This window comes from Streptomyces sp. R41, from assembly GCF_041053055.1.
Taxonomy (GTDB): domain Bacteria; phylum Actinomycetota; class Actinomycetes; order Streptomycetales; family Streptomycetaceae; genus Streptomyces.
On sequence record NZ_CP163443.1, the window covers coordinates 3,742,638 to 3,767,021 of the forward strand.

Genomic DNA, 24,384 nt, shown 5'->3' on the forward strand with positions numbered 1-24,384 from the left:
TCCCAATCGGGAAGGGGGCTCTACCGATCAGACAACCGCCCACAAGACTGGAACGGCGCCTCAGTGCGCGTGACCACTCGAAGCCGGAGCCGGCGCCGCGTTCTTGACCGTCAGCGGCAGCAGCTTCTTGCCGGTCGGGCCGATTTGGATGTGGGTGTCCATCTGGGGCCATATACCAACTTGCCTAAATCCGCGCTACGTTGCCCGACATGGGTAAACGCACCAGGACGCGAGTCGCAGCAGAGCAGAGGCAGTACTCCGTTGAGGCCGAGTGGACAGCTGCGGATCTTGCTCTCTTGAGAGATCTGAAGAAGGCAGAGTCCCTGTTGCCAGACGACGCGCCCCGGGCCTTGTTATCCGTGCGGCTGTCCGTCCTCACCGACGAGACGACATCGCCAGCCCGCCAGGAACTTGATCTACGCATACTCGCCAGGGAGCGCGGCTACCGTGTAGCCGGCGTCGCCAGCGACCTCAACGTGTCGGCGACCAAGGTCCCGCCGTGGAAGCGCAAAGAGCTAGGAGACTGGCTCAACAACCGGGTGCCTGAGTTCGACGTCCTGCTCTTCTGGAAGCTGGACCGCTTCGTACGACGCCTGTCCGACCTCAGCACCATGATCGACTGGTGCCTGAAGTACGGGAAGAACCTGGTCTCAAAGAACGACTCCATCGATCTCACCACCACGGCGGGGAAGATCATGGTCACGATCATCGGTGGCATCGCCGAGATCGAAGCGGCCAACACGAGTACGCGCGTCGCGAGTCTCTGGGACTACACCAAGACACAAGGCGAGTGGCTCGTCGGCAAGCCCGCATACGGCTATGAGACGGCGGACGATGAGGCCGGCAGGGTCGTCCTCGTCATCAACAAGGACGCGAGCCGAGCGCTGCGCTGGTGCCGCGACGCCGCGTTGAGGGAGAAACCCGCTTCCGCCCGCCGCATGGCGAAGGTTCTCGTCCGTGCAGGACTTTGCGGACCAGGACTCACGACGTCAACGATGATCCGTCGGCTCAGGAACCCAGCGCTCATGGGTTACCGCGTAGAAGAGGACAAGAACGGGGGCGTGCGCCGCTCAAAGATCGTGCTGGGCGGCAACGCCAAGCCGATCCGCGTAGCCGATCCGATCTTCAACGAGGACGAGTTCAAGAGCCTTCAGGACGCATTGGACCGACGCGGGAAGAACCAACCCGCCCGCAGTCCGCTGGGAGCGACGAGGTTCCTCGGCGTCCTGATCTGCGACGACTGCGATGCGCACATGACAGTGCAGAGAAACCGAGTCAAGGAACGCGACTACGCATACCTGCGGTGTGGCAAATGCAAGGCCGGAGGCCACGGCGCGCCCAACCCTCATGAGATCTACAGCAAGTTCGTCGAGGACGTCCTGAAGGTTCTGGGGGACGAGCCAGTCATGACACGCGAGTACCGGCAGGGGGCCGAGGCCCGCAAGGATCAGCAGCGCCTCGAACAATCCATCAGCTACTACATGACAGGACTTGAGCCCGGAGGCCGCTTCACGAAGACCCGGTTCACCAAGGACCAGGCCGAGAAGACGCTGGACGACTTGATCAAACAGTTGGAGGCGATGGACCCCGAGTCCACCCAGGACCGATGGGTGGCCGTGCACGACGGCAAGTCGTTCCGCGAGCGCTGGGAGGAAGGCGGCATGGAAGCGATGGCCGACGATCTGCTTCGGGTCGGCGTGAAGTGCAAGATCAAACGGACCAAGGTGAAGGGCGTCCGTGCTCCGCACATCCACATGAAGCTCATGATCCCCAAGGACGTGCGGGACCGGCTGATACTAAAGGAGGACGACTTCGCGGAAGCCTTCTGAGATGGTCCTGCCGACAGGTAGAGCCGCCCCTCTCCCTTGGTGACGGGGACGGAAACGAACTAGAGCTCCTCGCCTGGCTTGATCCCGTGATCATTGGAGTAGGGAAGCCCGGTGAGCGGCATCACCAGGGCATCACACGTAGGAAGTCATGGCGAATCCTCCACAGAGCTCGCCGAAGCTCCAATCACATGCCGTCAATCTCCATCGCCATCCTCACCCTGAAGCGGCAACGCTGAAAAATCTCTTTGCCGCAGACACCCTTGTCCGTCTTTTTCTGGAAGTCGTCCGAAAATGGGCTCGTTTAACATTCGATCAGTTTTCTAATTGCCCACTTCATTGCTTCGAAAGATCCCATAAACGTACGGTCGAATCCTCACAAGCCGTCGCGAGGAGACTCCCGTCTGGGCTGAACGTCACTGCGTTGACGCCCTTTGAGTGGCTGTTGAAAATGCGGACTTGGGTTCCGTCGACCGGGTTCCACAACCGGATCGTGTCGTCGCTACCTGAGCTGGCGAGCAGTTGTCCATCGCGCCTGAAAGCAACGTCGTTAACCCACCATGTATGGCCCACAAGGGTGATCAGCAAGGAACCTGTGTCGGGATCCCGCAGCTGCACTGTCTTGTCACTGCCCGCAGTGGCAAGAAGTTTTCCGTCTGGACTGAATGCCAGTGCACGGATTCCCGCGTGATCGGTCACCGTATGGAGTTGGACGCCTGTCAACGCGTCCCACACTGTCACAGCGCCCCCTCCGGAATGGGCCAGAGTTTTGCCGTCCCAGCTAAAGGTCACCCTGGATCTGCTCGTCATGGTTTCCCAGGCCGCCTTGAACGAACCCACCTTTCGGTCGGTGTGGCCGGCCAGCACCCGCAGTTGGGTTCCAGTGGACGGGTTCCAGAGCCGAACCGTCTTGTCGCCACCCACACTGGCGAGCAACTGCCCGTCCGGGCTGAACGCCACGTCGTAGACGCAGCCACCCATCCCTGCACGTCCCGTGTGCCCGGTCAACACGCGCAGTTGGGCACCGGTGGACGGGTTCCAGAGCCGAACCGTCTTGTCGTCGCCGGCAGTAGCGAGCAGCTTTCCGTCCGGGCTGAACGCCACCCCATTGACCCATCCCGTCACCTTTCCCATCCCTGTATGGCCACTCAGCATACGAAGCGGAATGCAGGCCACTGGATCCCATAGGTACACCGCCTTGTCGTCTCCCGTGCTGGCGAGCATCGTCCCGTCCGCGCTGAACGCCACGCTGATAACCGCTCCCGCGTGGGCGAGCAAGTTGTAGAAGAACGATGCGGCAGCCGTGGTATCCGGCGTGGGGGGTACACCTGCACCAAGCTCCGACGGGGCACGACCAGAAGGCCGTGCCGCGGTGAGCGGCTCCTCTTGTGAAGCCGCCTTGGTCGCCGCCGTGCTGGGTGCCGATCCAGGCTCCGGCATCGCCGCGCGAAAGTTGGCATGCCTGGCGATCATCAGGCTTCCCTCACCGCCGAGCAGCCACCGTTTGGGGGTCTGTCTGGCACCACTCGCCACTATGTGGTCGTTCACATAGAGGTAGAGGTCCTCGACGGACACCCAGCCATCCCGGTCGAGGTCGGCGTCGCCGGTGCGCAGGCCACCCACGATCGCAGACGTGAAAGCGGAGATCTGCTCCTGCCCCGTCTCCGCGAAGTGGTCGCCTTCCCAGGCGTATTGCAGCGCGTTGGTCGCGGTGATGACGGCAGTCCCGGTGCCGGCCAATCGCTCGCGGAGGTTGACCGACAGGTCTCCCTTCGCGCGCGGGTCGAAGGCCCCGCTGTAGCAGCAGTCGAGCAGGACGACGATGTTGCGGGCGACACACCGGTTGAGCTGGCTGCTGAGAAAGGCCGCCGAGACGGCACTCGATTCCAGCACGTCCGGGTCGTGCTCGGTGTCTGTACCAGCGAAGTGCAGTTGGCCGTCATCATCCTTGATGCCGTGGCAGGAGAAGTAGACGAGCAACTGATCGTCCGTCCGGCGGCGAATGAGGAAGTCCTGCACCTTACGGCGGATGATGTGCGCGGGCTGGTCCACGACCGTGCGGACCGCGTAGCCGCCGATATCCGCCACGGACAGGACCTCCGCGAGCAACTGGACGTCCCGTCCGGGCGCGCTGAGCTGGTTAAGCTGGGGATCGGCATATTTTGAAGTGGCGACAAGCAGCGCCTCACGCACCGCCATCAGGCACACCCCCGTCGTCTGCTGCGGCAGCCCTGCGTCGGAAGTCCTCTATCAGTTCCCGCTGTTCGTGTTCGGACAGACCAGACGCAGTCAATGATCGCCCATCTTCGACGATTTCCACGCTCCGGCCGGATGCCCGGGCCGACCACGCCTGGATAGCGGAGACCACCGCCTGTAGCGCGTGCGGTGCCAGTGTCACCAGCATCGCGCCCACCACGATGCCGTCCCCCGCCTTGGCTCCGGCAGGCAGGCTCCCGTCCCGGTGGAGCCGCACCTCCTCCACACCTTGCCGCAGCAGCAGCCTGCGCAGCTGTGCTGCATCCTCAGTCCGCTCCAGATCATCTGATTCGCGACCCGTACGGACAATCACTTCAATATGCATGTATGCCATGGCACCCCCACCGGGATGCTAGCGACGACTGACCGCACCTGGCATGGAGTTCACCGCAATTCTCCGCAGGCAGGCCCGGCGCACGGTTGCCACGATCACGGCTGCGGCGGCCCAGCGGCTCCCTGACTGCCACCACTGTCGAGCAGGCGTCGTCGTGAGTTGGATCCTAACTACCCAGTGGCTACAGGGAATTGTGGTTCTGGCGGGTGAATGGTGCGTCACCTCGTGCACACCATCGCACGGGGTCAAGCGGTTCTTCTTTGCCGTCATCGTCCACGACCACGATCTCGCTTTCGATCAGAGTGGCCCTGCTATCACCCGGCCTAAGCAGCAACGACCACCACGGCGGTTGAGGAGCACGTTCAGGCAGCACAGCTATCAGCCACTCCTCTCTTGCCTTGCCTCCAAGTTGAGCCGCCGAGACTCGGCAAGGTCGTCGGCAACGGGAGTGTCTGGATCTTTGTGTGCGGTCTGGTGTGGATGATTCCTGTCAGTGGTTGGTGACGCGGTCGCCGTAGTAGCTGGCGAGGCTGTTGATGGCCTGCTTCCAGGCGGGTGTCTTGCCGGTGACGTTGGCCCGGTTCTTGATCGGGTTGCGGATGACCAGGTAGAGCACCTTCAATGCCGCGTCGTCGTCGGGGAAGTGGCCGCGTCGCCGCGTTGCTTGCCGGAAGCGGGAGTTGAGGGACTCGATCATGTTGGTGGTGTAGACGACGCGGCGGATCGGGGCCGGGAAGCGCATGAAGACGATCACGTGTTCCCAGTTGCGGCGCCAGGTGTCGATCACCGCCGGGTAGCGCTGGCCCCACTCCTCTTCGAAGCGGACGAAGCGCTGCTCGGCCTCGTCGGCGGTCTTGGCCGTGTAGACCTCGCGAAGCTGGCGGGCGATGGCGGCCCAGTGCTGCTTGGCCGAGTAGCGCAGGCTGGTGCGCACGAGGTGGACCACGCAGAGCTGGACGTCGGTCTGGGGCCACACGTCGTTGATCGACTCCGGCAGCCCCTTGAGGCCGTCGCAGCAGGCGATCAGGACGTCCCCAACGCCGCGGTTGCGTAGTTCGGTCAGCCAGGTCATCCACTGCTTGGCGCCCTCGCCGCCGGTGCCGACCCACATCCCGAGCACGTCGCGGTCCCCATCGAGGTTGATGCCGACCGCGATGTAGACCGGCTTGTTCGCGACCGCGCCGTCGCGGATCTTGATGTAGATGCAGTCGATCAGCAGCACCGCGTAGACGCGGTCCAGCGGCCGTGTGCGCCAGGCGGCCAGGTCCTGGGCGACCTGGGCAGTGGCGCGGGAGACCAGGTCGCGGGAGACCTCCACGTCGTAGACCTCCGCGAGGTGGGCCTGGATCTCCCCGGTAGTCAGGCCCTTCGCGTACAGGGAGACGATGGTCTCGGTGAAGCCCTCGACGCGGCGGGGGTGCTTGGGCACGATCTGTGGCGTGAACGATCCCGCGCGGTCGCGGGGGATGTCGATGGTCACCGGCCCCACCTGGGAGAGCACGGTCTTGCGGCTGGTGCCGTTGCGGTGGTTGCCCGACCCCGCGCCGGCCGGGTCTCCTTTCTCGTAGCCCAGGTGCTCGGCCATCTCGGCCTCCAGCGCACCCTCCAGGACCAGCTTCACCAGCCCGGTGAGCAGACCGCTCTCGCCCACCAACTGGAGCCCGTCCCGTCGGGCCCGTTCCACCAACTCCTCGGCCAAATCCCGGTTCTTCTCAGCGATCCGCGCCAACTCCGCCCCCGTCCGCACCTGGTGCTCGCTCTCAACGGGGCCCGGTTCGTCCTTGCTGCCCATCTGTGATCCTTCCCGGCAGAGAACCCATCTCATGCCAACTAGGGTCACACCAGGCCAGACACACAAACTTCAGGACAGTCCCACTGATATTGGGTCTCACCGCTGTCGGGGCAAGGTGTCCAAAGAAGACGGGCTGAACGTCATCAGGCTCAAGTGCGATGACGGCAACACCGACCGGACTGTTGGACGGGTGTACGGGCTGTCGGCGAAGACCATGACTGTTGACTGGGAGGGGTTCGGGGCCGACATGTTCCTGCGAGCTACGCACGCAACTGGTTCGGCCTGAGCGGACGAGTCAAGCCTTCGGTCCGCGGGTTCGCTCCCCGGCGAACAGCAACGAGCTCCCCTTCCCGGTCAGGAATGGGGAGCTCGCAGGGTCGTACATGTCACGCAGAAGCCGAACCAGGCCTCAGACCCACTCCACCTCGGAAAAGATGTGCAGTGAAGCCTCAGGGCCCGGCAGCGGCGTCCGGAGGGGCACTGGCGGCGCCGACGGGCGCGGGACCGAGACGCCAGCCGCGGACAGTGCCGCCGTCAGCTCGTCCTCGCTCACTCCCGCCAGTGTCTCAATCACCCGATCGAGTGGCCCGCTCACGTCAGTGAGAGTGACCGCTCGACGCCGGCGCCGGACCCGCGTTCTTGACCGTCAGGGGCAGCAGCTTCTTGCCGGTCGGGCCGATTTGTATGGCCGTGTCCATCTGCGGGCAGACCCCGCAGTCGAAGCACGGAGTCCAGCGGCAGTCCTCGACCTCGGTCTCGTCGAGGGCGTCCTGCCAGTCCTCCCACAGCCAGTCCTTGTCGAGGCCGGAGTCGAGGTGGTCCCAGGGGAGGACTTCCTCGTACGTGCGCTCGCGCGTCGTGTACCAGTCGACGTCCACGCCGAAGGCGGGGAGGGTCTTCCCGGCGCAGGCCATCCAGCGGTCGTACGAGAAGTGCTCGCGCCAGCCGTCGAAGCGGCCGCCGTCCTCGTAGACCGCGCGAATGACGGAGCCGATGCGGCGGTCGCCGCGGGAGAGCAGGCCCTCGACGATGCCGGGCTTGCCGTCGTGGTAGCGGAAGCCGATGGAGCGGCCGTACTTCTTGTCGCCTCGGATCTTGTCGCGGAGCTTTTCGAGACGGGCGTCCGTCTCCTCCGCCGAGAGCTGGGGCGACCACTGGAACGGCGTGTGGGGCTTGGGGACGAAGCCGCCGATCGACACCGTGCAGCGGATGTCGTTCTGGCCGGAGACCTTGCGGCCCTCGGCGATCACGTTCATCGCCATGTCGGCGATCTGGAGGACGTCCTCGTCGGTCTCCGTCGGCAGGCCGCACATGAAGTACAGCTTCACCTGGCGCCAGCCGTTGCCGTAGGCGGTGGAGACCGTGCGGATCAGGTCCTCCTCCGAGACCATCTTGTTGATGACCTTGCGCATGCGCTCGCTGCCGCCCTCCGGCGCGAACGTCAGGCCCGAGCGGCGACCGTTGCGGGTCAGCTCGTTCGCCAGGTCCACGTTGAAGGCGTCCACACGGGTGGAGGGGAGGGAGAGGCCGATCTTGTCTTCCTCGTACCTGTCCGCCAGGCCCTTGGCGATGTCACCGATCTCCGAGTGGTCGGCCGACGACAACGAAAGCAGGCCCACCTCCTCGAAGCCCGTCGCCTTCAGGCCCTTCTCCACCATGTCGCCGATGCCGGTGATCGAGCGCTCGCGCACCGGACGCGTGATCATGCCCGCCTGGCAGAAGCGGCAGCCGCGCGTGCAGCCGCGGAAGATCTCGACCGACATGCGCTCGTGGACCGTCTCGGCCAGCGGGACCAGCGGCTGCTTGGGGTAGGGCCACTCGTCGAGATCCATGACCGTGTGCTTGGACACGCGCCACGGGACGCCCGACTTGTTCGGGACCACTCGGGCGATACGGCCGTCGGGGAGGTACTCGACGTCGTAGAACGCCGGGATGTAGACGTTGCCCGTCTTCGCGAGGCGGAAGAGGACTTCCTCGCGGCCGCCAGGACGGCCCTCCGCCTTCCAGGCGCGGATGATCTCGGTCATGTCGAGCACGGCCTGCTCGCCGTCGCCGATGATCGCCGCGTCGATGAAGTCGGCGATCGGCTCGGGGTTGAAGGCCGCGTGGCCGCCGGCCAGCACGATCGGGTCGTCCAACCCCCGATCCTTCGACTCCAGCGGAATACCCGCCAGGTCCAGCGCGGCCAGCATGTTCGTGTAGCCCAGCTCCGTGGAGAAGGACAGGCCGAAGACGTCGAAGGCCTTCACCGGGCGGTGGCTGTCCACCGTGAACTGGGGAACCTGGTGCTTGCGCATCAGCTCCTCCAGGTCCGGCCACACGCTGTACGTGCGCTCGGCGAGGACGCCCTCGCGCTCGTTCAGTACCTCGTAGAGGATCATGACGCCCTGGTTGGGCAGCCCGACCTCGTACGCGTCGGGGTACATCAGCGCCCAGCGGACGTCACAGGCGTCCCAGGGCTTGACCGTGGAGTTGAGCTCTCCGCCGACGTACTGGATCGGCTTCTGCACATGCGGGAGCAGAGCTTCGAGCTGTGGGAAGACCGACACAGCGGATTCGGCAGGCATCTCGCGAACCTTTGTGAGCTGGCAGGGGTGACCATCTAGCGTAACGCGGCCGGAGGGACCCGCCGGACCGTCAGACCGCTCCCTGCCCCTCGATGGCCTCCCAGGCCCCCGGCAGCGCGGCCTCGGCCGCCGCCGCCCGCTGCTCCTCGCGCCCGTACAGCACCCCGTACGTGAAGGAGCTCTCCCCCGCTGCGTACGCCTGCGCGGACAGAGCGAGCAGCGCGTCGCGGGCCATCACGCTGTCCTGGTGGTCGCCGAGCAGGGTCTGCAACGACTTCATCGACTTGACCAGGTCGGATGCGGGTTTGCCCAGGGCCGGGGCGGCGGTCTCGGCCGCGTACCTGGTCCGCTTGGCCTTCTTGCGGGCCTCGTGCATCGCGAGGTCGCGGTCGGCGCCGGGCGGCAGGTCGAGGGCCTGTCCGATCAGGTCGGAGACCTTCTTGAAGTCCTTGCGGACAGCCTTCGCGATCACCTTCGCGGGGTCTTGGGAGGCCGCCTTGAGCAGCGGCGGGTCGGAGACTGTCGCGTCGAGCGCGGTCAGCAGGTCCAGGTACCGCTTTCCGTCCAGTACGGCGATCAGGCGGCGCCGGGAGCCTCCGTGGCGGGCGTGGGACCAGGTGCGCAGGCGGGTGCGGACCGGGCCGGAGAGCAGGGTGCGGGGCAGGTTGTCGAGCGCTTCCGTGAGCCGCTCGGTGAGCACCTCCTGGTCGCGGTCGATGCCGAGTTCGCCGGCCAGCCACTTCAGCTCGTCGCCGATCGGGTCGGTGACGGTGCGGTCGAGGACTTTGCCGTACGAGCGGAACGTGCTGCGCATCCTGCGGGTGGCGACGCGCATGCTGTGCACGGAGTCGTAGACGTCGCGGCGGACGGCGGGGTCCAGTTCGACGATCGCGTCGCGCTGGGCGCGGATGTACGCGAGGACGTGGTCGCCCGCCGTGACCGGGTCCTTCTCCACGGGGGCCGCGGCGACCTTCTTGCGCTTGCCGGTCTCTCCCAGCGCCTTCGCCAGCTTGGAGGGCGAGGAGGAGCGGCTCAGGCCCGCCTTGCGGAGCTTCTTCTCGACCTTGTCGAGGAACGCGGGGTCGCCGTCGTCCGCGAGCTCCACCTCGATCTCGGTCCACTCGGCGGTGCCTTCGCCGCCGCTGAGCCGCTCGGCGCGCACGCGGTCGAGGCTGACCTCGGCGAGAAGGGCGCCGGAGGCGTCCACGAGGTGGCGGATGTCCCGGGCCGACAGCAGGCGTACGAGGGGGACGAGTTCGGCGTCACGGATCCGGGAGCGTACGAGGCCGGTCAGGGAGCGGGGCACGGTGTCGGAGAGCGGGGCGTGGATCTCGTCGCGTACGCCCTCGGAGACCGGGAGTTTGAGGTGCCAGCCCGCGTCGTCGCCGCCGGTGCGGCGGCGGAGGGTGAGGGAGGCGGCCGCGAGCCGTTGGTCGGGGGTGTCGTAGTAGGTGGCGTCGAGCTCGGCCACGCCCTTGTCGATGACACCCGAGACTCCGGACACGCCGGTCAGGTCCGGCAGTCTCGCGTCTTCGCCGGCCGGGGGACCCTCGTACTTTCGCTCGATCTCGCGCTTGGTGTCCGCCATGACATGAATCTAGTGGCAGCGGGGCTGGGATGGCAGTGCCGGAGCCTGCCGGGAAGGAACGGTTTTTCGCCCCCTCCGCCCCTACCCTCCCCCACTCTCGGCTTCGCTCGAGCGGGGGGACCCCCATCGTCCCTGGGGGCTGCCGCCCCCAGACCCCCTAAAAGACTGCGCAGTTCCCCGCGCCCCTGAAACGGGGCGCGGGGAACTGCGCGACCAAGGACCCACCCCTACGCCGACATGGGCCGCTGCACCCTGATCGACTGCAGCAACCCCACCGCCACCCACACCGCGAACATCGACGAGCCGCCGTAGGAGACGAAGGGCAGCGGGAGGCCCGCGACCGGCATGATGCCGAGGGTCATGCCGATGTTCTCGAAGGACTGGAAGGCGAACCAGGCGATGATGCCGGCCGCGACGATCGTGCCGTAGAGCTCGGTGGTCTCGCGGGCGATGCGGCAGGCGCGCCACAGGACCACGCCCAGCAGGAGCAGTATCAGGCCCGCGCCCACGAAGCCCAGTTCCTCGCCCGCGACCGTGAAGACGAAGTCCGTCTGCTGTTCGGGGACGAACTGGCCCGTCGTCTGCGAGCCGTGGCCGAGGCCCGTGCCGAAGAGGCCGCCCGAGCCGATCGCGATGCGGGCCTGGTTGGTGTTGTAGCCGACACCGGCCGGGTCGAGGTCGGGGTTGGCGAAGGCGGCGAAGCGGTTGATCTGGTACTCGTCCAGGATGTGGAGCTGCCAGACGGCGATCGCGCCCAGAGCGCCTGTGCCGAGCAGGCCGAACACCCAGCGGTTGGAGGCCCCCGACGCCAGCAGCACGCCCAGGATGATGATCACCATGACCATGACCGAGCCGAGGTCGGGCATGAGCAGGACGATCACGACCGGGACGGCGGCGAGGCCGAGGGACTGCAGCACCGTGCGGTGATCCGGATACTGCTTGTCGCCGGCGTCGACCCTCGCCGCGAGCAGCATCGCCATGCCCAGGATGATCGTGATCTTCACGAACTCGGAGGGCTGGAGCGAGAAGCCACCGCCCAGGACGATCCAGGCGTGCGCGCCGTTGACCGTGGCGCCCAGCGGGGTCAGCACCATCAGGATCAGGAAGACCGAGAGGCCGTACAGGATCGGCACGGCCGTGCGCAGGGTGCGGTGGCCGAGCCAGATCGTGCCGATCATCAGGCCGAAACCGATGCCGGTGTTCATGAGGTGGCGGATGAGGAAGTAGTACGGATCGCCCTGGTTGATCTCGGTGCGGTTGCGGGTCGCCGAGTAGACGAGTGCCGAGCCGATCATCGAGAGCGCGATGGCCGACAGGAGTATCGGCCAGTCGAGGCGGCGGGCGAGCGAGTCGCGGGCGAACAGGCGTGTCCAGCCCGCGCGCTCGGGTCCGTACCCGGAGACGGAGAAGTTGTTCGCTCCGGTCACCTCTGCCTCCCCCGCCGCTTCGTCACTCTGGTCATGTCTGGATCCTCTGCCGCCTCGTCGCTCCGGTCGTCATGTCAGGAGCCTCCGCCTCTTCTTCGGGCGGGCCGTGCGCCTTCGGGTATCGCGGTTGCTCCCGGTCGGCGACGGCGCCGTACCGGCGGGCAGTTGCTGGTCGGTGGCTCCGGGCGACGGGGACTCGCTGGCGTGCTGGTCCTTGGCCGGGTCCTTGGAGATCGCCGGGGCGTCGATCGAGCCGTCGGACTGGATCTTCGGCAGGCTCTTCTCCGGGGTGGGCAGCAGGGCCTTCTTGTCGTCGATCGAGCCGTCGGACTGGACGCCGTACAGCGCGTTGTAGATGTTGCGCACGGCCTCACCGGAGGCGCCGGATCCCGTACCGGCCTGGGCGATCGTCATGACGACCGTGTAGTCCTTGCTGTACGTGGAGAACCACGACGTGGTCTGCTTGCCGTAGACCTCGGCGGTACCCGTCTTGGCGTGCAGCGCGATCTTGTCCTGCGGCCAGCCGCCGAACTTCCAGGCGGCGGTACCACGGGTGACCACGCCCGCGAGGGCCTCGTCCATGCCCTTGAGCGCCGTCTTGTTGACCGGGAGCTTGCCCTTGGCCTTCGGCTTGATGTCCTGGACGGTCTTGCCGTCGGGGCTGACGATCGCCTTGCCGATGGTCGGCTGGTACATGGTGCCGCCGTTGGCGAGCGCGCCGTAGATCACGGCCTCCTGGATCGGCGTGACGAGGGTGTCGCCCTGGCCGATGGAGTAGTTGATCTCGTCACCCTCGCGCATCTTGTTGCCTTCGAGGCAGTTCTCGTACGCGATCTTCTCGACGTAACTGCCGTCCTTCTTACCCGTCTTGCACCAGGCGTCCTTGTTGGCCTTCCAGTAGCTCTCCTTCCACTGGCGGTCAGGGACGCGGCCGGTGACCTCGTTGGGCAGGTCGACGCCGGTCTCCTTGCCGAGGCCGAACTGGTGGGCGGCCTTGAAGAAGTAGTCCTTGGGCTCGCCCTTCTTCGGGTTGATGCCGCCGTCCTTCTTCCACTCCCTGTCGGCGAGGCCGTAGAAGACGGTGTCGCAGGAGACCTCCAGGGCGCGGCCGAGCGAGATCGGGCCGAAGCTCTCTCCCTCGAAGTTCTTGAAGACCTGACCGCCCACCGAGTACGAGCTGGTGCACGGGTAGCCGCCGTCCCACTCGTAGCCGGCCTCGACCGCGGCGGCCGTGGAGACCACCTTGAAGGTCGAACCGGGCGCGGACTGACCCTGTATGGCCCTGTTGAGCAGCGGGTAGTCGGAGTTCTTCCCGGTGAGGTTCTTGTAGTCCTTGGCGGAGATGCCGCCGACCCAGACGTTCGGGTCGTACGTCGGAGCGGACGCCATGGCGACGATCCGGCCGGTCTTGGCCTCCATCACGACGACGGCGCCCGAGTCGGCCTTGTAGTTCTCGCCGGTGATCTTGTCGAACTGTTGACGGGCGACCTTCATCGCGTTGTTCAGCTCGTACTCGGCGACGCGCTGGACGCGGGAGTCGATGCTGGTGACGAGGTTGGAGCCGGGCTCGGCGGCGTCGGACTCGGCCTTGCCGATGACGCGGCCGAGGTTGTCGACCTCGTAGCGGGTGACGCCGGCCTTGCCGCGCAGCTCCTTGTCGTACTGGCGCTCCAGGCCGCTGCGGCCGACCTGGTCGGAGCGGAGGTAGGGCGATTCGCTGTCCTTGGCCTTGGTGATCTCGTCGTCGGTGACGGGCGAGAGGTAGCCGAGGACCTGCGCGGTGTTGGACTTGCCGGGGGCGGCGTAGCGGCGCACGGCCTCGGGCTCGGCGGTGATGCCGGGGAAGTCCTCGGAGCGCTCGCGGATCTGCAGGGCCTGCTGGGTGGTGGCCTCGTCGGTGACGGGGATCGGCTGGTAGGGCGAGCCGTTCCAGCAGGGCTGCGGCGTCTTGGCGTCGCAGAGGCGGACCTTCTCCATGACCTCCTGGGGCTTCATGCCCAGGACCGCGGCGAGCTTGGTGAGGACGGCCTTGCCGTCGTCCTTCATCTTCAGCAGGTCGGTACGGGAGGCGGAGACCACGAGCCGGGTCTCGTTGTCGGCGATCGGCACACCGCGCGCGTCCAGGATGGAGCCGCGCACGGCGGGCTGCACGACCTGCTGGACGTTGTTGCCGGAGGCTTCCTTGGCGTACTCGTCGCCGTTGCGGATCTGGAGGTACCAGAGGCGGCCGCCGAGGGTGCCGAGTAGGGAGAGTACGAGAATCTGGATGACGACGAGTCGGATCTGGACCCGTGGGGTCCGGCCGGTCTCGGGGATGTTGGTCACTGCTGCTGCCTCCCCCTCTCAGTGTGTGTACGAGACATACGAGTACACGGTGAACCTGTGCGCGGCGACGCCGCGGTCGGCCAACTTCCGTGACGTGCGCGGCGCTTGAGGTCCCCTCACAGCTACCGTCGCCACTGCCCTGGCCCCTGTCCTCACAGCCGCTTGACCCCCTTGATGCGTCCCGCGCGGGCGACGCGCGCTCTCGCGGCCTTCACCCGCAGCCCGCCGCGCTGCCTGCCGATGCGCAGCCCGGTGCCGGAGGACAGCCAGCCCGCGGAGACGTCGGCCGCCTTGGCGGACGTGTTGGTCTCGGCGAGCGGATTGTTCTCGGCGCGCCGAGCCAGGGCCATCAGCGCCGGGACGACGAACGGCGCGAGCAGCAGGTCGTACAGGGCGGCGGTGAACAGCAGGCTGCCGAGGCCGACATGGCGGGCGGCGGTGTCGCCGACGAGGGCGCCGACACCTGCGTACAGCAGAGTGGAGCCGACCGCGGCGGCGACGACCACGGCCATCGGGCCGGTCGCGGACTTGAGCTGGCCGTTGTCCGGCTTCACCAGTCCGGCGAGGTAGCCGATGACGCACAGCACGAGGGCGTAGCGCCCGGCGGCGTGGTCGGCGGGTGGCACGAGGTCGGCGAGCAGGCCCGCGCCGAAGCCGATGAGGGCACCGCTGACATGGCCGTAGACCATGGCGAGGGCCAGCACGGTGAGCAGCACCAGGTCAGGGACGGCGCCCGGGAGATGGAGTCGGGCGAGCACGCTCACCTGGATCACCAGGGCGACGACCACCAGGGTGGCGGAGAGCAGCATCCGGTTGAAACGCATGGGATTCGGCTCCTCCTACTGCTGCTGGTCGTCGACGGGCACGGACTCCGAGGGGGTGACCGTCACGGTCACCGTCGGTGTGGGCGTCGGCTTGGGTTTCGGCGGCAGCACGGTGTCGCGCGGGTCCTTACTGGGGGCGTCGACGACGACACCGACGATGTCGAGCTTGGTGAACGAGACGAACGGCTTGACGTAGATCGTGCGGGTCAGCCCGCCACTGGAGGGGTCCACGCGGGACACCATGCCGACCGGGACGCCGGGCACGAACGGCCTGTCGGCCTGCGAGCCGAACGTGACCAGGCGGTCGCCCTTGTTGATTTTGGCCTTGCCGTTGAGCAGCTCCACCCGCAGCGGCCGGTCGCCCTGCCCGGAGGCGAAGCCGAGTTCGTCGGACGATTCCATCCGCGTACCGACGGTGAAATCGGGGTCGTTGGCGAGCAGCACGGTGGCCGTGTTCGGCCCGACGGTGGTGATCCTGCCGACCAGACCGTCCCCGTTCAGCACGGTCATGTCGCGCTTGATGCCGTCGTTGGCGCCGACGTCGATGGTCACGGTCCAGGAGAAGCCCTGGGCCGCTCCTATGGCGATGACCTCGGCGCCCTTGATGCCGTACTGACCCTCGGCCGCCACGTTGATCATCTTATTGAGCTGTTTGAGGCGGCTGCGGTTGCGGTCGTCGCTCCCGAGCTTCGCCTTCAACGCGGCGTTGTCGTGCTCGAGTTGGGCGATGCGATCGTGCCGGCCGCCCGAGTCACGGATCGCCGAGATCGCGTTGCCGACGGGGTCGACCGCGGACGACACCCCGTTCTCGATCGGGCCGAAGACCGTCGCGGCGGCCTGGCGGGCACCGTCGACCGGTGAGTCCTGCCCACCGCGGATGTCCACCGTGATCAGTGCGAACGCGATGGCGATCAGCAGCACCAGGAGCAGCCGGCTCTCTCGTGTGTCCCTCACGTGCGGCGGCCGTGCCTTCCTCATTGGATTGGGTCAACAGGGGCGCACCCCGAGCAGAAGATGCCCAAGGGTGTGATGAGGCGGTTATGGGGGGGGCAGTTGTACGTGGCTGGTATGGGGGGCCGTTGTGGGGCTGATGTGGGGGCTGTTATGGGGGAGCTTATGACTCTTTGCCGGAGGAGTTTATGCCTCCATACCAACGATCCGCCGTACGAGGAGGGATCATCCCGTACGGCGGAATCGAAGTGTTACTTCATCTGCGGGGCTGGGCGTCCAGGACCTGCTGGAGCGCCTCGAACTCCTCGACGCACTTGCCGGAGCCGAGCGCCACGCTGTCCAGCGGGTCCTCGGCGATGTGGATCGGCATACCGGTCTCGCGGCGCAGCCGCTCGTCGAGGCCGCGCAGCAGGGCGCCGCCGCCGGTCAGAACGATTCCGCGGTCCATCACATCGCCGGACAGCTCCGGCGGACACTTGTCGAGGGTCGTCTTCACGGCGTCGACGATCGCGTTGACGGGTTCCTCGATCGCCTTGCGCACCTCGGCGGCCGAGATGACCACGGTCTTGGGAAGCCCGGAGACGAGATCCCGGCCGCGGATTTCGGTGTGCTCGTCAGTGTCGAGGTCGTACGCCGAACCGATCGTGATCTTGATCTGTTCGGCGGTCCGCTCACCGAGAAGAAGGCTGTACTCCTTCTTGATGTGCTGGATGATCGCGTTGTCCAACTCGTCGCCCGCGACGCGGATGGACTGGGCGGTGACGATGCCGCCGAGCGAGATGACCGCGACCTCCGTGGTGCCGCCGCCGATGTCCACCACCATGTTGCCTGTGGCCTCGTGGACCGGCAGGCCGGATCCGATGGCCGCGGCCATGGGCTCCTCGATGATGTGCACTTGGCGGGCGCCGGCCTGGGACGACGCCTCGATGACGGCACGGCGCTCGACCCCCGTGATGCCCGAGGGCACACAGACGACGACACGGGGGCGGGCGAGGTAGCGCCGCTTGTGGATCTTCAGGATGAAGTAGCGGAGCATGCGCTCGGTGATCTCGAAGTCGGCGATGACACCGTCCTTCAGCGGGCGCACGGCAACGATGTTGCCCGGCGTCCGTCCGATCATCTTCTTCGCTTCCGCGCCGACCGCGAGGATGCCACCGGTGTTGGTGTTGATCGCGACCACGGACGGCTCGTTGAGTACGATCCCGCGACCCCTGACGTACACCAGCGTGTTGGCGGTCCCGAGGTCGACAGCCATGTCACGGCCGATGAACGACATTGAGTTCCCCATCAGGATTCGTCTGGCCTTCCCAAGTGGAGCTTTGACGGCTTTTTAGGACGGCGAGTTGGGTGCAGCGACGTGAAGGCTTCCATCGTAGACGCGCCTGCCCGAACACTGCGCGAGGGTCTTCGCCATTGTCAGCAGATGACGGGCCGCCCCGCTTGTGGAGACGGTCCATCGGGGGAACGCGTTCCCCCGATCGGCACGCATATGCCACGGGACGACCGAAAAACTATCGGCCGTCCCAGGTCAGGTGTCCGAGTGACGTGACGGTCCCTCAGAAAATTCTTGGAAAATTGATGTCCGCGTGATGTCCGCGCGGCGCTTCGGACGCTGTCCGGGCCGCGCTTCGGACGATGCTCGCGCGATGCTTCGGACGATGTCCGGAGGGTGCTCAGACGCGGCCGGGGAAGAAGATCTTCAGCTCGCGCTCGGCGGACTCCTCGGAGTCGGAGGCGTGGATCAGGTTCTCACGGACGATCACGCCGTAGTCACCGCGGATGGAGCCGGGAGCGGCGGCGATCGGGTCGGTCGGACCCGCCAGCGCCCGGAGGCCCTCGATCACACGCTCGCCCTCGACGACCAGCGCCACGACGGGCCCGGATGCCATGAACTCCACCAGCGGCTCGTAGAAGGGCTTGCCCTTGTGCTCGCCGTAGTGCTGCTCCAGCGTGTCCTGGTCCAGCGTCCGCAGCTCCAGCGCGGTGATCTGCCAGCCGGCCTTGCGCTCGATACGGCTGATGATCTCGCCGGTCAGGCCGCGACGAACGGCGTCGGGCTTGAGGAGGACGAGGGTGCGCTGGCTCACGGGGTGGCTCCTTCAGGTCACAAGTGTGCGGGTCACCGAGGCTACAGGGCGTAGCTGGGTGCCCTTTCGGCCCGTCCGGCGTTTGAGGACGAGGCCGTCAAGGCCGAAGCGGGGGGTCTGGGGGCGGCAGCCCTCCAGGGACGATGGGGGTCCCCCCGCTCGAGCGAAGCCGAGAGTGGGGGAGGGCAGGGGCGGAGGGGGCGAACAACCCCGACGGCCACCCCTACGCCGGGTTCCCCCCGGCCTCGGCCGACGCGGACGCCGATGCCTGCGTCCCCGCCTGCGCGGCGAAGCGGGCCTTCGCCTCGTCGATCTTCCGCCCGTAGTGCACCGACGCCCACCACAGGGCGGCGAAGATCGCCCCGAGGAAGAACATCGACGGCACCACGAACCCACTCGCGATCAGCGCGATCTGCAGCGCCCAGCCGAGCTGGACACCGCCGGGCCGGGTGATCATGCCGCAGAGCAGCACGCTCAGCGCCATGACGACCCCGCTGACCGTCCACACCGTGGCCGTCGAGAGGTCGGGATCCTTCATGGCGACGAGCCCGGCGAAGCCGATGACAAAGAACTCGCCGATCAGCGTGGAAGCACAGAGCGTACGCACAGCGGTCAGCCCCTCCCCAGGAGCAGTCGGGCCTCGCCGACGGTGATGACGGAACCGGTGACCAGCACGCCCCCGCCCGCGTACTCGCCCTCCTCCTCGGCAAGCGTGATCGCGGCCTCCAGCGCGTCGTCGAGCCGCGGCTCGACCTGCACCCGGTCCTCGCCGAAGACCTCCACGGCGATTCCGGCCAGCTCGTCCGCGTCCATCGCGCGCTGACTGGAGTTCTGCGTGACGACGACCTCGGCGAAGATCGGCTCGAAGGCTTCGAGCAGCTCTCGTACGTTCTTGTCGCCGCTCGCGCCGACGACCCCGATCAACCGGCTGAAGTCGAAGACCTCGCTGACGGCCTCGGCGGTGGCGCGGGCGCCCGCCGGATTGTGCGCGGCGTCCACGACGACGGTCGGCGAGCGGCGTACGACCTCCAGGCGGCCCGGCGAGGTCACCGAGGCGAAGGCCTTGCGGACGGTGTCGATGTCGAGCCCCTGGGTGTGTGCGGAACCGACGCCGAAGAACGCCTCGACCGCGGCGAGCGCCACGGCGGCGTTGTGCGCCTGGTAGGCACCGTGCAGCGGCAGGAAGATCTCTTCGTACTCGCCGCCGAGTCCGCGCAGCGTCACCAACTGTCCGCCCACGGCGACCTGTCGCGCGACCACCCCGAACTCCAGGCCCTCCCGGGCCACGGTCGCGTCGACCTCGACGGCCTTCTTCAGCAGCACCTGGGCCGCGTCCACCGGCTGCTGCGCCAGGATGACCGTCGCGTCCTGCTTGACGATGCCGGCCTTCTCCGCGGCGATCTCGGCGTGCGTCTCGCCGAGACGGTCGGTGTGGTCGAGATCGATGGGCGTAACGACCGCGACGTCCCCGTCGATGACGTTGGTGGCGTCCCAGCTGCCGCCCATGCCGACCTCGACGACGGCGACGTCGACGGGGGCGTCCGCGAAGGCCGCGTAGGCCATGCCGGTCAGCACCTCGAAGAACGACAACCGGTACTCCTGCCGGCCGTCGACCATCTCCACGTACGGCTTGATGTCGTTGTACGCCTCGATGAACCGCTCAGCGGAGATCGGGGCGCCGTCGAGGCTGATGCGCTCGGTGATCGACTGCACGTGGGGGCTGGTGTAGCGGCCGGTGCGCAGGTCGAAGGCGCCCAACAGGGCCTCGATCATGCGGGCGGTGGAGGTCTTGCCGTTCGTGCCCGTGATGTGGATCGAGGGGTACGCGCGCTGGGGCTCCCCGAGGACGTCCATCAGCGCGGCGATACGGCTGACCGAGGGCTCCAGCTTGGTCTCGCCCCAGCGGGTCGCCAGCTCCGCCTCGACCTCGCGCAGCGCCTTGTCGAGCTCGGGGTCGGCCGGGCGGGCGGGGACGTCGGCCTGCTGGCCGCCGGCGCCCTGCGTGCGCAGGGTGCGGCTGCCGGCCTCGATCACCGCGAGGTCGGGGTCGCGGTCGGTCTCGGCCGCGACGATCTCGTCGAAGAGGCCGAACGGTTCGCTCGGCTCCGGCTCGTCTGACTCGCTGCTGTCGTGCGGGGGGAGGTCACTCACGAGGCCAGTCTACGGAGCCACCGCTGTGTCTGGGCGTGTGGGGTTTTCGCCCCCTCCGCCCCTGTCCTCCCCCACTCTCGGCTTCGCTCGAGCGGGGGGACCCCCATCGTCCCTGGGGGCTGCCGCCCCCAGACCCCCGCCAAAAGATCGCGCAGTTCCCCGCGCCCCTGAAAAGGGGCGCGGGGGCGAAAACGACTACCCCGCCGGTAGCTCCGTCACGACCTCGTACATCCCGTCCCGGCGCCCCGCCGAGAAGGTCCCGCCCGCTGTCCGTACCCGCTCCGCCATCCCGGCCGTGCCGGTGCCCGTGGAGACGGCGGCGTGGACGGCGGCGCCGGTCGCGGGCACGCGGTTGCGGATCTCGGCCCGCAACCGCCCCGTCGCGACCAGGACGTGCACATGCACGCTCTCACCGGGCGCATGCTTCGCCGCGTTCGTGAGGCACTCCTGCACCACCCGGTGCACAGCGGCCTGCCGGAGCGGCGACAGCCGGTACGCGGCACCGTCGACGAGCAGCTCGACGGGGCTGCCGACCCGCTCGCTCGCCGCCGCCAGCGCGGGCAGCGCGTCCAGCCCGGGCGTGGGCGCACCGTCGACACCCCGCTGGACGATGATCTCGTTCAGCATCCGGTGGGCACCGCGCGCGGTCTCCGACAGTTCTTCGAAACCGTCCGAGTACGCCGACTCGCGCGCCCGCCGCGCCAGCACCTGCGAGCGCACGCTCAGCAGCGTCAACTCGCGCCCCACGAAGTCGTGCACATCCCGGGCGATCCTCGACCGCTCCCGCTGCACCGCCTGCAGCGCGGCCGTCTCCGCCCGCTGAGCCTCCAACTCCAGCTCCAGCCCCTGCCGGTTCGCCGCGATCCCGACCCCTGCCGCGAGCCCCCCGATCGGCACCACCAGGCTGAGGAAGTCGCTCAGCGACTCCCCGCGGTGCGGCGGCCACCCGGGCAGCTCGAAGAGGACGTACGCGACGAGGACGTATCCCACGACGCCGAGCACGCCCGCCCGCCGTCCGCGGTACCGGCCGAGGGAGTACAGCACGAACTGCGCCATCGTCAGCTCGTGCAGCCACCCGAGAAACACGAGTGAGACGACGTACGGCACCCACGGCGCCGTTCGCCGCAGCAGCAGCGTCGCCGAGCCCAGCGCGAGGACGGCGGCGGCCATCGGCCCGTTGAGCGAGTTGTCCGCCTCGGCGAGGCCGGGGATGTCGAGACTGGTCAGTCCGAGGCAGGTGAGCGCGGCGAGGACGTCGAGGCCGCGCGGGGAGCCGGTCGCCCGATCCACCGCACGCCCGACGCGGCGACGGCCCGCGGCCGCCGCCTGGCGCAGCGCGGGGGCGACGGGCAGGTCGTGCATTCCCTCATCCTCCGGGCCCCGTCTCTCCGATTCATCAGACTTTTGGCCCCTTTTTGTATGCAATGGAGTGATATGCGCCACGAGGACCGTCGCCGCCCTGACGTGGAACCGAACCGCCACCGACGCGGTCGTACGACGGACGAAGGCCCCCGGAACCATGGAGGTTCCGGGGGCCTTCGCACACGTACAACCGGCGGCTACGCCTCCGGCAGGCGGTCCAGCTGTGCCTTGATGCGGGCGATGTCCTCGTCCGCCTTGGCGAGCCGCGTGCGGATCTTCTCCACGACGTGGTCCGGGGCCTTGGCGAGGAACGCCTCGTTGCCGAGCTTGGCGTTCGCCTGGGCCTTCTCCTTCTCGGCGGCGGCGAGGTCCTTGGCGAGGCGCTTGCGCTCCGCGGCGACGTCGATCGTGCCGGACAGGTCGAGCGCGACCGTGGCGCCCGCGACCGGCAGCGTCGCCGTGGCCGAGAAGCTCTCGCCCTCCGGCTGCAGGCGCAGCAGCTGGCGGATGGCCGCCTCGTGCGGGGCCAGCGCGGTCCCGTCGAGGGTCAGCCGGGCCGGGACGCGCTGGCCGGGCTGCAGGCCCTGGTCGGCACGGAAGCGGCGGACCTCCGTGATGACCTGCTGGAGCGTGTCGATCTCGCGCTCGGCGGCGGCGTCGCGGAAGCCGCTGTCGGTCGGCCAGTCGGCGACGACGACCGACTCGCCACCGGTGAGGGTGGTCCAGAGGGTCTCCGTGACGAACGGGACGATCGGGTGGAGGAGACGAAGGGTCACGTCCAGGACCTCACCGAGGACCCGGCCGGAGACCTTCGCGGGCTCGCCGCCGCCCATGAACGTCGTCTTGGACAGCTCGACGTACCAGTCGAAGACCTCGTCCCACGCGAAGTGGAACAGGGCGTCGGACAGCTTGGCGAACTGGAAGTCGTCGTACAGCGCGTCGACCTCGGAGACCACCGAGTTGAGCCGGGACAGGATCCAGCGGTCGGTGGCCGACATCTGCTCGGGCGAGGGCAGCGGGCCCTCGATCGTCGCGCCGTTCATCAGCGCGAAGCGCGTGGCGTTCCAGATCTTGTTGGCGAAGTTGCGGGAGCCCTGGACCCAGTCCTCGCCGATCGGGACGTCGACGCCGGGGTTGGCGCCGCGGGCGAGCGTGAAGCGCAGGGCGTCGGAGCCGTACTTGTCCATCCAGTCCAGCGGGTTGACCGCGTTGCCGAAGGACTTCGACATCTTCTTGCCGAACTGGTCGCGGACCATGCCGTGCAGGGCGATGGTGTGGAACGGCGGGGTGCCGTCCATCGCGTACAGGCCGAACATCATCATCCGGGCGACCCAGAAGAAGAGGATGTCGTAGCCGGTGACCAGGACGGAGTTCGGGTAGAACTTCGCGAGCGATTCGGTCTGTTCGGGCCAGCCCATCGTGGAGAACGGCCAAAGACCGGAGGAGAACCAGGTGTCGAGGACGTCGGTGTCCTGATGCCAGCCCTCGCCGGTCGGAGCCTCGTCGTCGGGACCGACGCAGACGACCTCGCCGTTCGGGCCGTACCAGACCGGAATGCGGTGCCCCCACCACAACTGCCGTGAAATGCACCAGTCGTGGAGGTTGTCGACCCAGTCGAAGTACCGCTTCTCCATCTCCTGGGGATGGATCTTGACCTTGCCCTCGCGGACCGCGTCACCGGCGGCCTTCGCGAGCGGGCCGACCTTGACCCACCACTGCATGGACAGGCGCGGCTCGATGGTGGTCTTGCAGCGCGAGCAGTGGCCGACGCTGTGGACGTACGGCCGCTTCTCGGCGACGATCCGGCCCTCGGCGCGCAGCGCGGCGACGATGGCGGAGCGGGCCTCCAGCCGGTCCAGGCCCTGGAAGGGGCCGTGGGCGGTGATGACCGCGTGCTCGTCCATGATCGTGATGGCCGGCAAGTCGTGCCGCTGCCCGATCTCGAAGTCGTTAGGGTCGTGAGCCGGGGTGACCTTGACGGCGCCCGTGCCGAACTCGGGGTCGACGTGCTCGTCGGCGACGACCGGGATGGAACGGTCGGTCAGCGGCAGCCTGATGAGCTTGCCGACCAGATGCCTGTACCGCTCGTCCTCCGGGTGAACGGCGACGGCCGTGTCACCGAGCATGGTCTCGGCACGCGTGGTGGCGACGACGATGGTGTCGTCCCCGTCGCCGTACTTCATGGAGACGAGCTCGCCGTCGTCGTCCTGGTACTCGACCTCGATGTCGGAGATGGCGGTCAGGCAGCGCGGACACCAGTTGATGATGCGCTCGGCGCGATAGATCAGCTCGTCGTCGTAGAGCCGCTTGAAGATGGTCTGAACGGCCTGCGAGAGCCCTTCGTCCATGGTGAAGCGCTCACGAGACCAGGCGACGCCGTCGCCGAGGCGGCGCATCTGTCCGCTGATCTGCCCACCGGACTCGGCCTTCCACTGCCAGACGCGCTCGACGAAGGCCTCACGGCCCAGGTCGTGCCGGGACTTGCCCTCCTTGCCGAGCTCCCGCTCGACGACGTTCTGCGTGGCGATACCGGCGTGGTCCATGCCGGGCTGCCACAGCGTCTCGTAACCCTGCATGCGCTTGCGGCGCGTAAGGGCGTCGATGAGGGTGTGCTCGAATGCGTGCCCGAGGTGCAGGCTGCCCGTGACGTTCGGGGGCGGGATGACGACGGTGTACGGAGGCTTGTCGCTCTTGGCGTCGGCCTCGAAGTAACCGCGCTCTACCCAGCGCTCGTACAGCGGCCCCTCTACGTCGGCCGGCGCGTACTGGGTCGGCAGTTCGGTGTGGGGCGCTGATGGCTGCTGCTGAGCGTTGTCGGTCACGGGGTCAGTTTAGGGGCGTCACCGCCCTGTCCCGAAACGCGATTCTTTCGTAACGGTGAGGCCCCCGGGAGC

16 protein-coding genes are annotated in these 24,384 nt (G+C 67.6%); 1 reads left to right on the top strand and 15 read right to left on the bottom strand.

Annotated features, from left to right (window positions below; translation table 11 throughout):
• Nucleotides 1–209: 209 nt before the first annotated feature.
• A complete protein-coding gene (locus AB5J53_RS17345; RefSeq protein ID WP_369246558.1) occupies nucleotides 210–1,829 on the top strand; it encodes a recombinase family protein in 1,620 nt (539 codons plus the stop codon).
• A 333-nt stretch (nucleotides 1,830–2,162) separates the two neighbouring features.
• On the opposite strand, the gene AB5J53_RS17350 is transcribed toward AB5J53_RS17345, so the two are convergent.
• From AB5J53_RS17350 to AB5J53_RS17420, 15 genes are all read right to left on the bottom strand, one after another.
• The gene (locus AB5J53_RS17350; protein WP_369246559.1) at nucleotides 2,163–4,025 is read right to left on the bottom strand and encodes a caspase family protein; all 1,863 of its coding nucleotides are present in this window, start codon (nucleotides 4,023–4,025) and stop codon (nucleotides 2,163–2,165) included.
• Nucleotides 4,012–4,407 carry a hypothetical protein gene (locus AB5J53_RS17355; RefSeq protein WP_369246560.1) on the bottom strand — a complete coding sequence of 132 codons (396 nt, stop codon included), beginning with the start codon at nucleotides 4,405–4,407 and terminating at the stop codon, nucleotides 4,012–4,014. Before AB5J53_RS17355 ends, AB5J53_RS17350 begins: the two co-directional genes overlap by 14 nt.
• Before the next feature lie 499 nt (nucleotides 4,408–4,906).
• Nucleotides 4,907–6,208, bottom strand: coding sequence for an IS256 family transposase (locus tag AB5J53_RS17360; RefSeq protein ID WP_369246561.1), 1,302 nt, complete (start codon nucleotides 6,206–6,208; stop codon nucleotides 4,907–4,909).
• Nucleotides 6,209–6,804: 596 nt separating this feature from the next.
• Nucleotides 6,805–8,775: a TIGR03960 family B12-binding radical SAM protein gene (locus tag AB5J53_RS17365; protein WP_369246562.1), complete on the bottom strand. Its 1,971-nt coding sequence runs from the start codon at nucleotides 8,773–8,775 to the stop codon at nucleotides 6,805–6,807.
• A 70-nt stretch (nucleotides 8,776–8,845) separates the two neighbouring features.
• Nucleotides 8,846–10,363 carry a CHAD domain-containing protein gene (locus AB5J53_RS17370; protein ID WP_369246563.1) on the bottom strand — a complete coding sequence of 506 codons (1,518 nt, stop codon included), beginning with the start codon at nucleotides 10,361–10,363 and terminating at the stop codon, nucleotides 8,846–8,848.
• Between the two features lie 227 nt (nucleotides 10,364–10,590).
• Nucleotides 10,591–11,790 (bottom strand): rod shape-determining protein RodA, encoded by a 1,200-nt coding sequence (gene rodA / locus AB5J53_RS17375; protein WP_369246564.1) that lies wholly within the window; start codon nucleotides 11,788–11,790, stop codon nucleotides 10,591–10,593.
• A 69-nt stretch (nucleotides 11,791–11,859) separates the two neighbouring features.
• Nucleotides 11,860–14,115: a penicillin-binding protein 2 gene (gene mrdA, locus AB5J53_RS17380; protein ID WP_369246565.1), complete on the bottom strand. Its 2,256-nt coding sequence runs from the start codon at nucleotides 14,113–14,115 to the stop codon at nucleotides 11,860–11,862.
• A 152-nt stretch (nucleotides 14,116–14,267) separates the two neighbouring features.
• Nucleotides 14,268–14,939 carry a rod shape-determining protein MreD gene (gene mreD / locus AB5J53_RS17385; RefSeq protein WP_369246566.1) on the bottom strand — a complete coding sequence of 224 codons (672 nt, stop codon included), beginning with the start codon at nucleotides 14,937–14,939 and terminating at the stop codon, nucleotides 14,268–14,270.
• 15 nt (nucleotides 14,940–14,954) lie between these two features.
• Nucleotides 14,955–15,893 (bottom strand): rod shape-determining protein MreC, encoded by a 939-nt coding sequence (gene mreC / locus AB5J53_RS17390; protein WP_369246567.1) that lies wholly within the window; start codon nucleotides 15,891–15,893, stop codon nucleotides 14,955–14,957.
• A 253-nt stretch (nucleotides 15,894–16,146) separates the two neighbouring features.
• Nucleotides 16,147–17,166, bottom strand: coding sequence for a rod shape-determining protein (locus tag AB5J53_RS17395; RefSeq protein ID WP_081217257.1), 1,020 nt, complete (start codon nucleotides 17,164–17,166; stop codon nucleotides 16,147–16,149).
• A gap of 397 nt (nucleotides 17,167–17,563) precedes the next feature.
• Nucleotides 17,564–17,977 carry a nucleoside-diphosphate kinase gene (gene ndk, locus AB5J53_RS17400; protein ID WP_369246568.1) on the bottom strand — a complete coding sequence of 138 codons (414 nt, stop codon included), beginning with the start codon at nucleotides 17,975–17,977 and terminating at the stop codon, nucleotides 17,564–17,566.
• Nucleotides 17,978–18,200: 223 nt separating this feature from the next.
• On the bottom strand, nucleotides 18,201–18,584 hold the full coding sequence (locus AB5J53_RS17405; protein WP_369246569.1) for a DUF4233 domain-containing protein: 384 nt from the start codon (nucleotides 18,582–18,584) through the stop codon (nucleotides 18,201–18,203).
• A 5-nt stretch (nucleotides 18,585–18,589) separates the two neighbouring features.
• Nucleotides 18,590–20,128 (bottom strand): folylpolyglutamate synthase/dihydrofolate synthase family protein, encoded by a 1,539-nt coding sequence (locus AB5J53_RS17410; RefSeq protein WP_369246570.1) that lies wholly within the window; start codon nucleotides 20,126–20,128, stop codon nucleotides 18,590–18,592.
• Between the two features lie 195 nt (nucleotides 20,129–20,323).
• The gene (locus tag AB5J53_RS17415; RefSeq protein WP_369246571.1) at nucleotides 20,324–21,490 is read right to left on the bottom strand and encodes a sensor histidine kinase; all 1,167 of its coding nucleotides are present in this window, start codon (nucleotides 21,488–21,490) and stop codon (nucleotides 20,324–20,326) included.
• Nucleotides 21,491–21,687: 197 nt separating this feature from the next.
• The gene (locus AB5J53_RS17420; RefSeq protein WP_369246572.1) at nucleotides 21,688–24,312 is read right to left on the bottom strand and encodes a valine--tRNA ligase; all 2,625 of its coding nucleotides are present in this window, start codon (nucleotides 24,310–24,312) and stop codon (nucleotides 21,688–21,690) included.
• Nucleotides 24,313–24,384 lie beyond the last annotated feature (72 nt).

Coding starts and splice junctions, on each gene's coding strand:
- AB5J53_RS17345 (WP_369246558.1), top strand. CDS start 210: ATGGGTAAACGCACCAGGACGCGAGTCGCAGCAGAGCAGAGGCAGTAC.
- AB5J53_RS17360 (WP_369246561.1), bottom strand. CDS start 6,208: ATGGGCAGCAAGGACGAACCGGGCCCCGTTGAGAGCGAGCACCAGGTG.
- AB5J53_RS17415 (WP_369246571.1), bottom strand. CDS start 21,490: ATGCACGACCTGCCCGTCGCCCCCGCGCTGCGCCAGGCGGCGGCCGCG.
- AB5J53_RS17370 (WP_369246563.1), bottom strand. CDS start 10,363: ATGGCGGACACCAAGCGCGAGATCGAGCGAAAGTACGAGGGTCCCCCG.
- AB5J53_RS17355 (WP_369246560.1), bottom strand. CDS start 4,407: ATGCATATTGAAGTGATTGTCCGTACGGGTCGCGAATCAGATGATCTG.
- mreD (WP_369246566.1), bottom strand. CDS start 14,939: ATGCGTTTCAACCGGATGCTGCTCTCCGCCACCCTGGTGGTCGTCGCC.
- AB5J53_RS17365 (WP_369246562.1), bottom strand. CDS start 8,775: ATGCCTGCCGAATCCGCTGTGTCGGTCTTCCCACAGCTCGAAGCTCTG.
- AB5J53_RS17395 (WP_081217257.1), bottom strand. CDS start 17,166: ATGTCGTTCATCGGCCGTGACATGGCTGTCGACCTCGGGACCGCCAAC.
- AB5J53_RS17350 (WP_369246559.1), bottom strand. CDS start 4,025: ATGGCGGTGCGTGAGGCGCTGCTTGTCGCCACTTCAAAATATGCCGAT.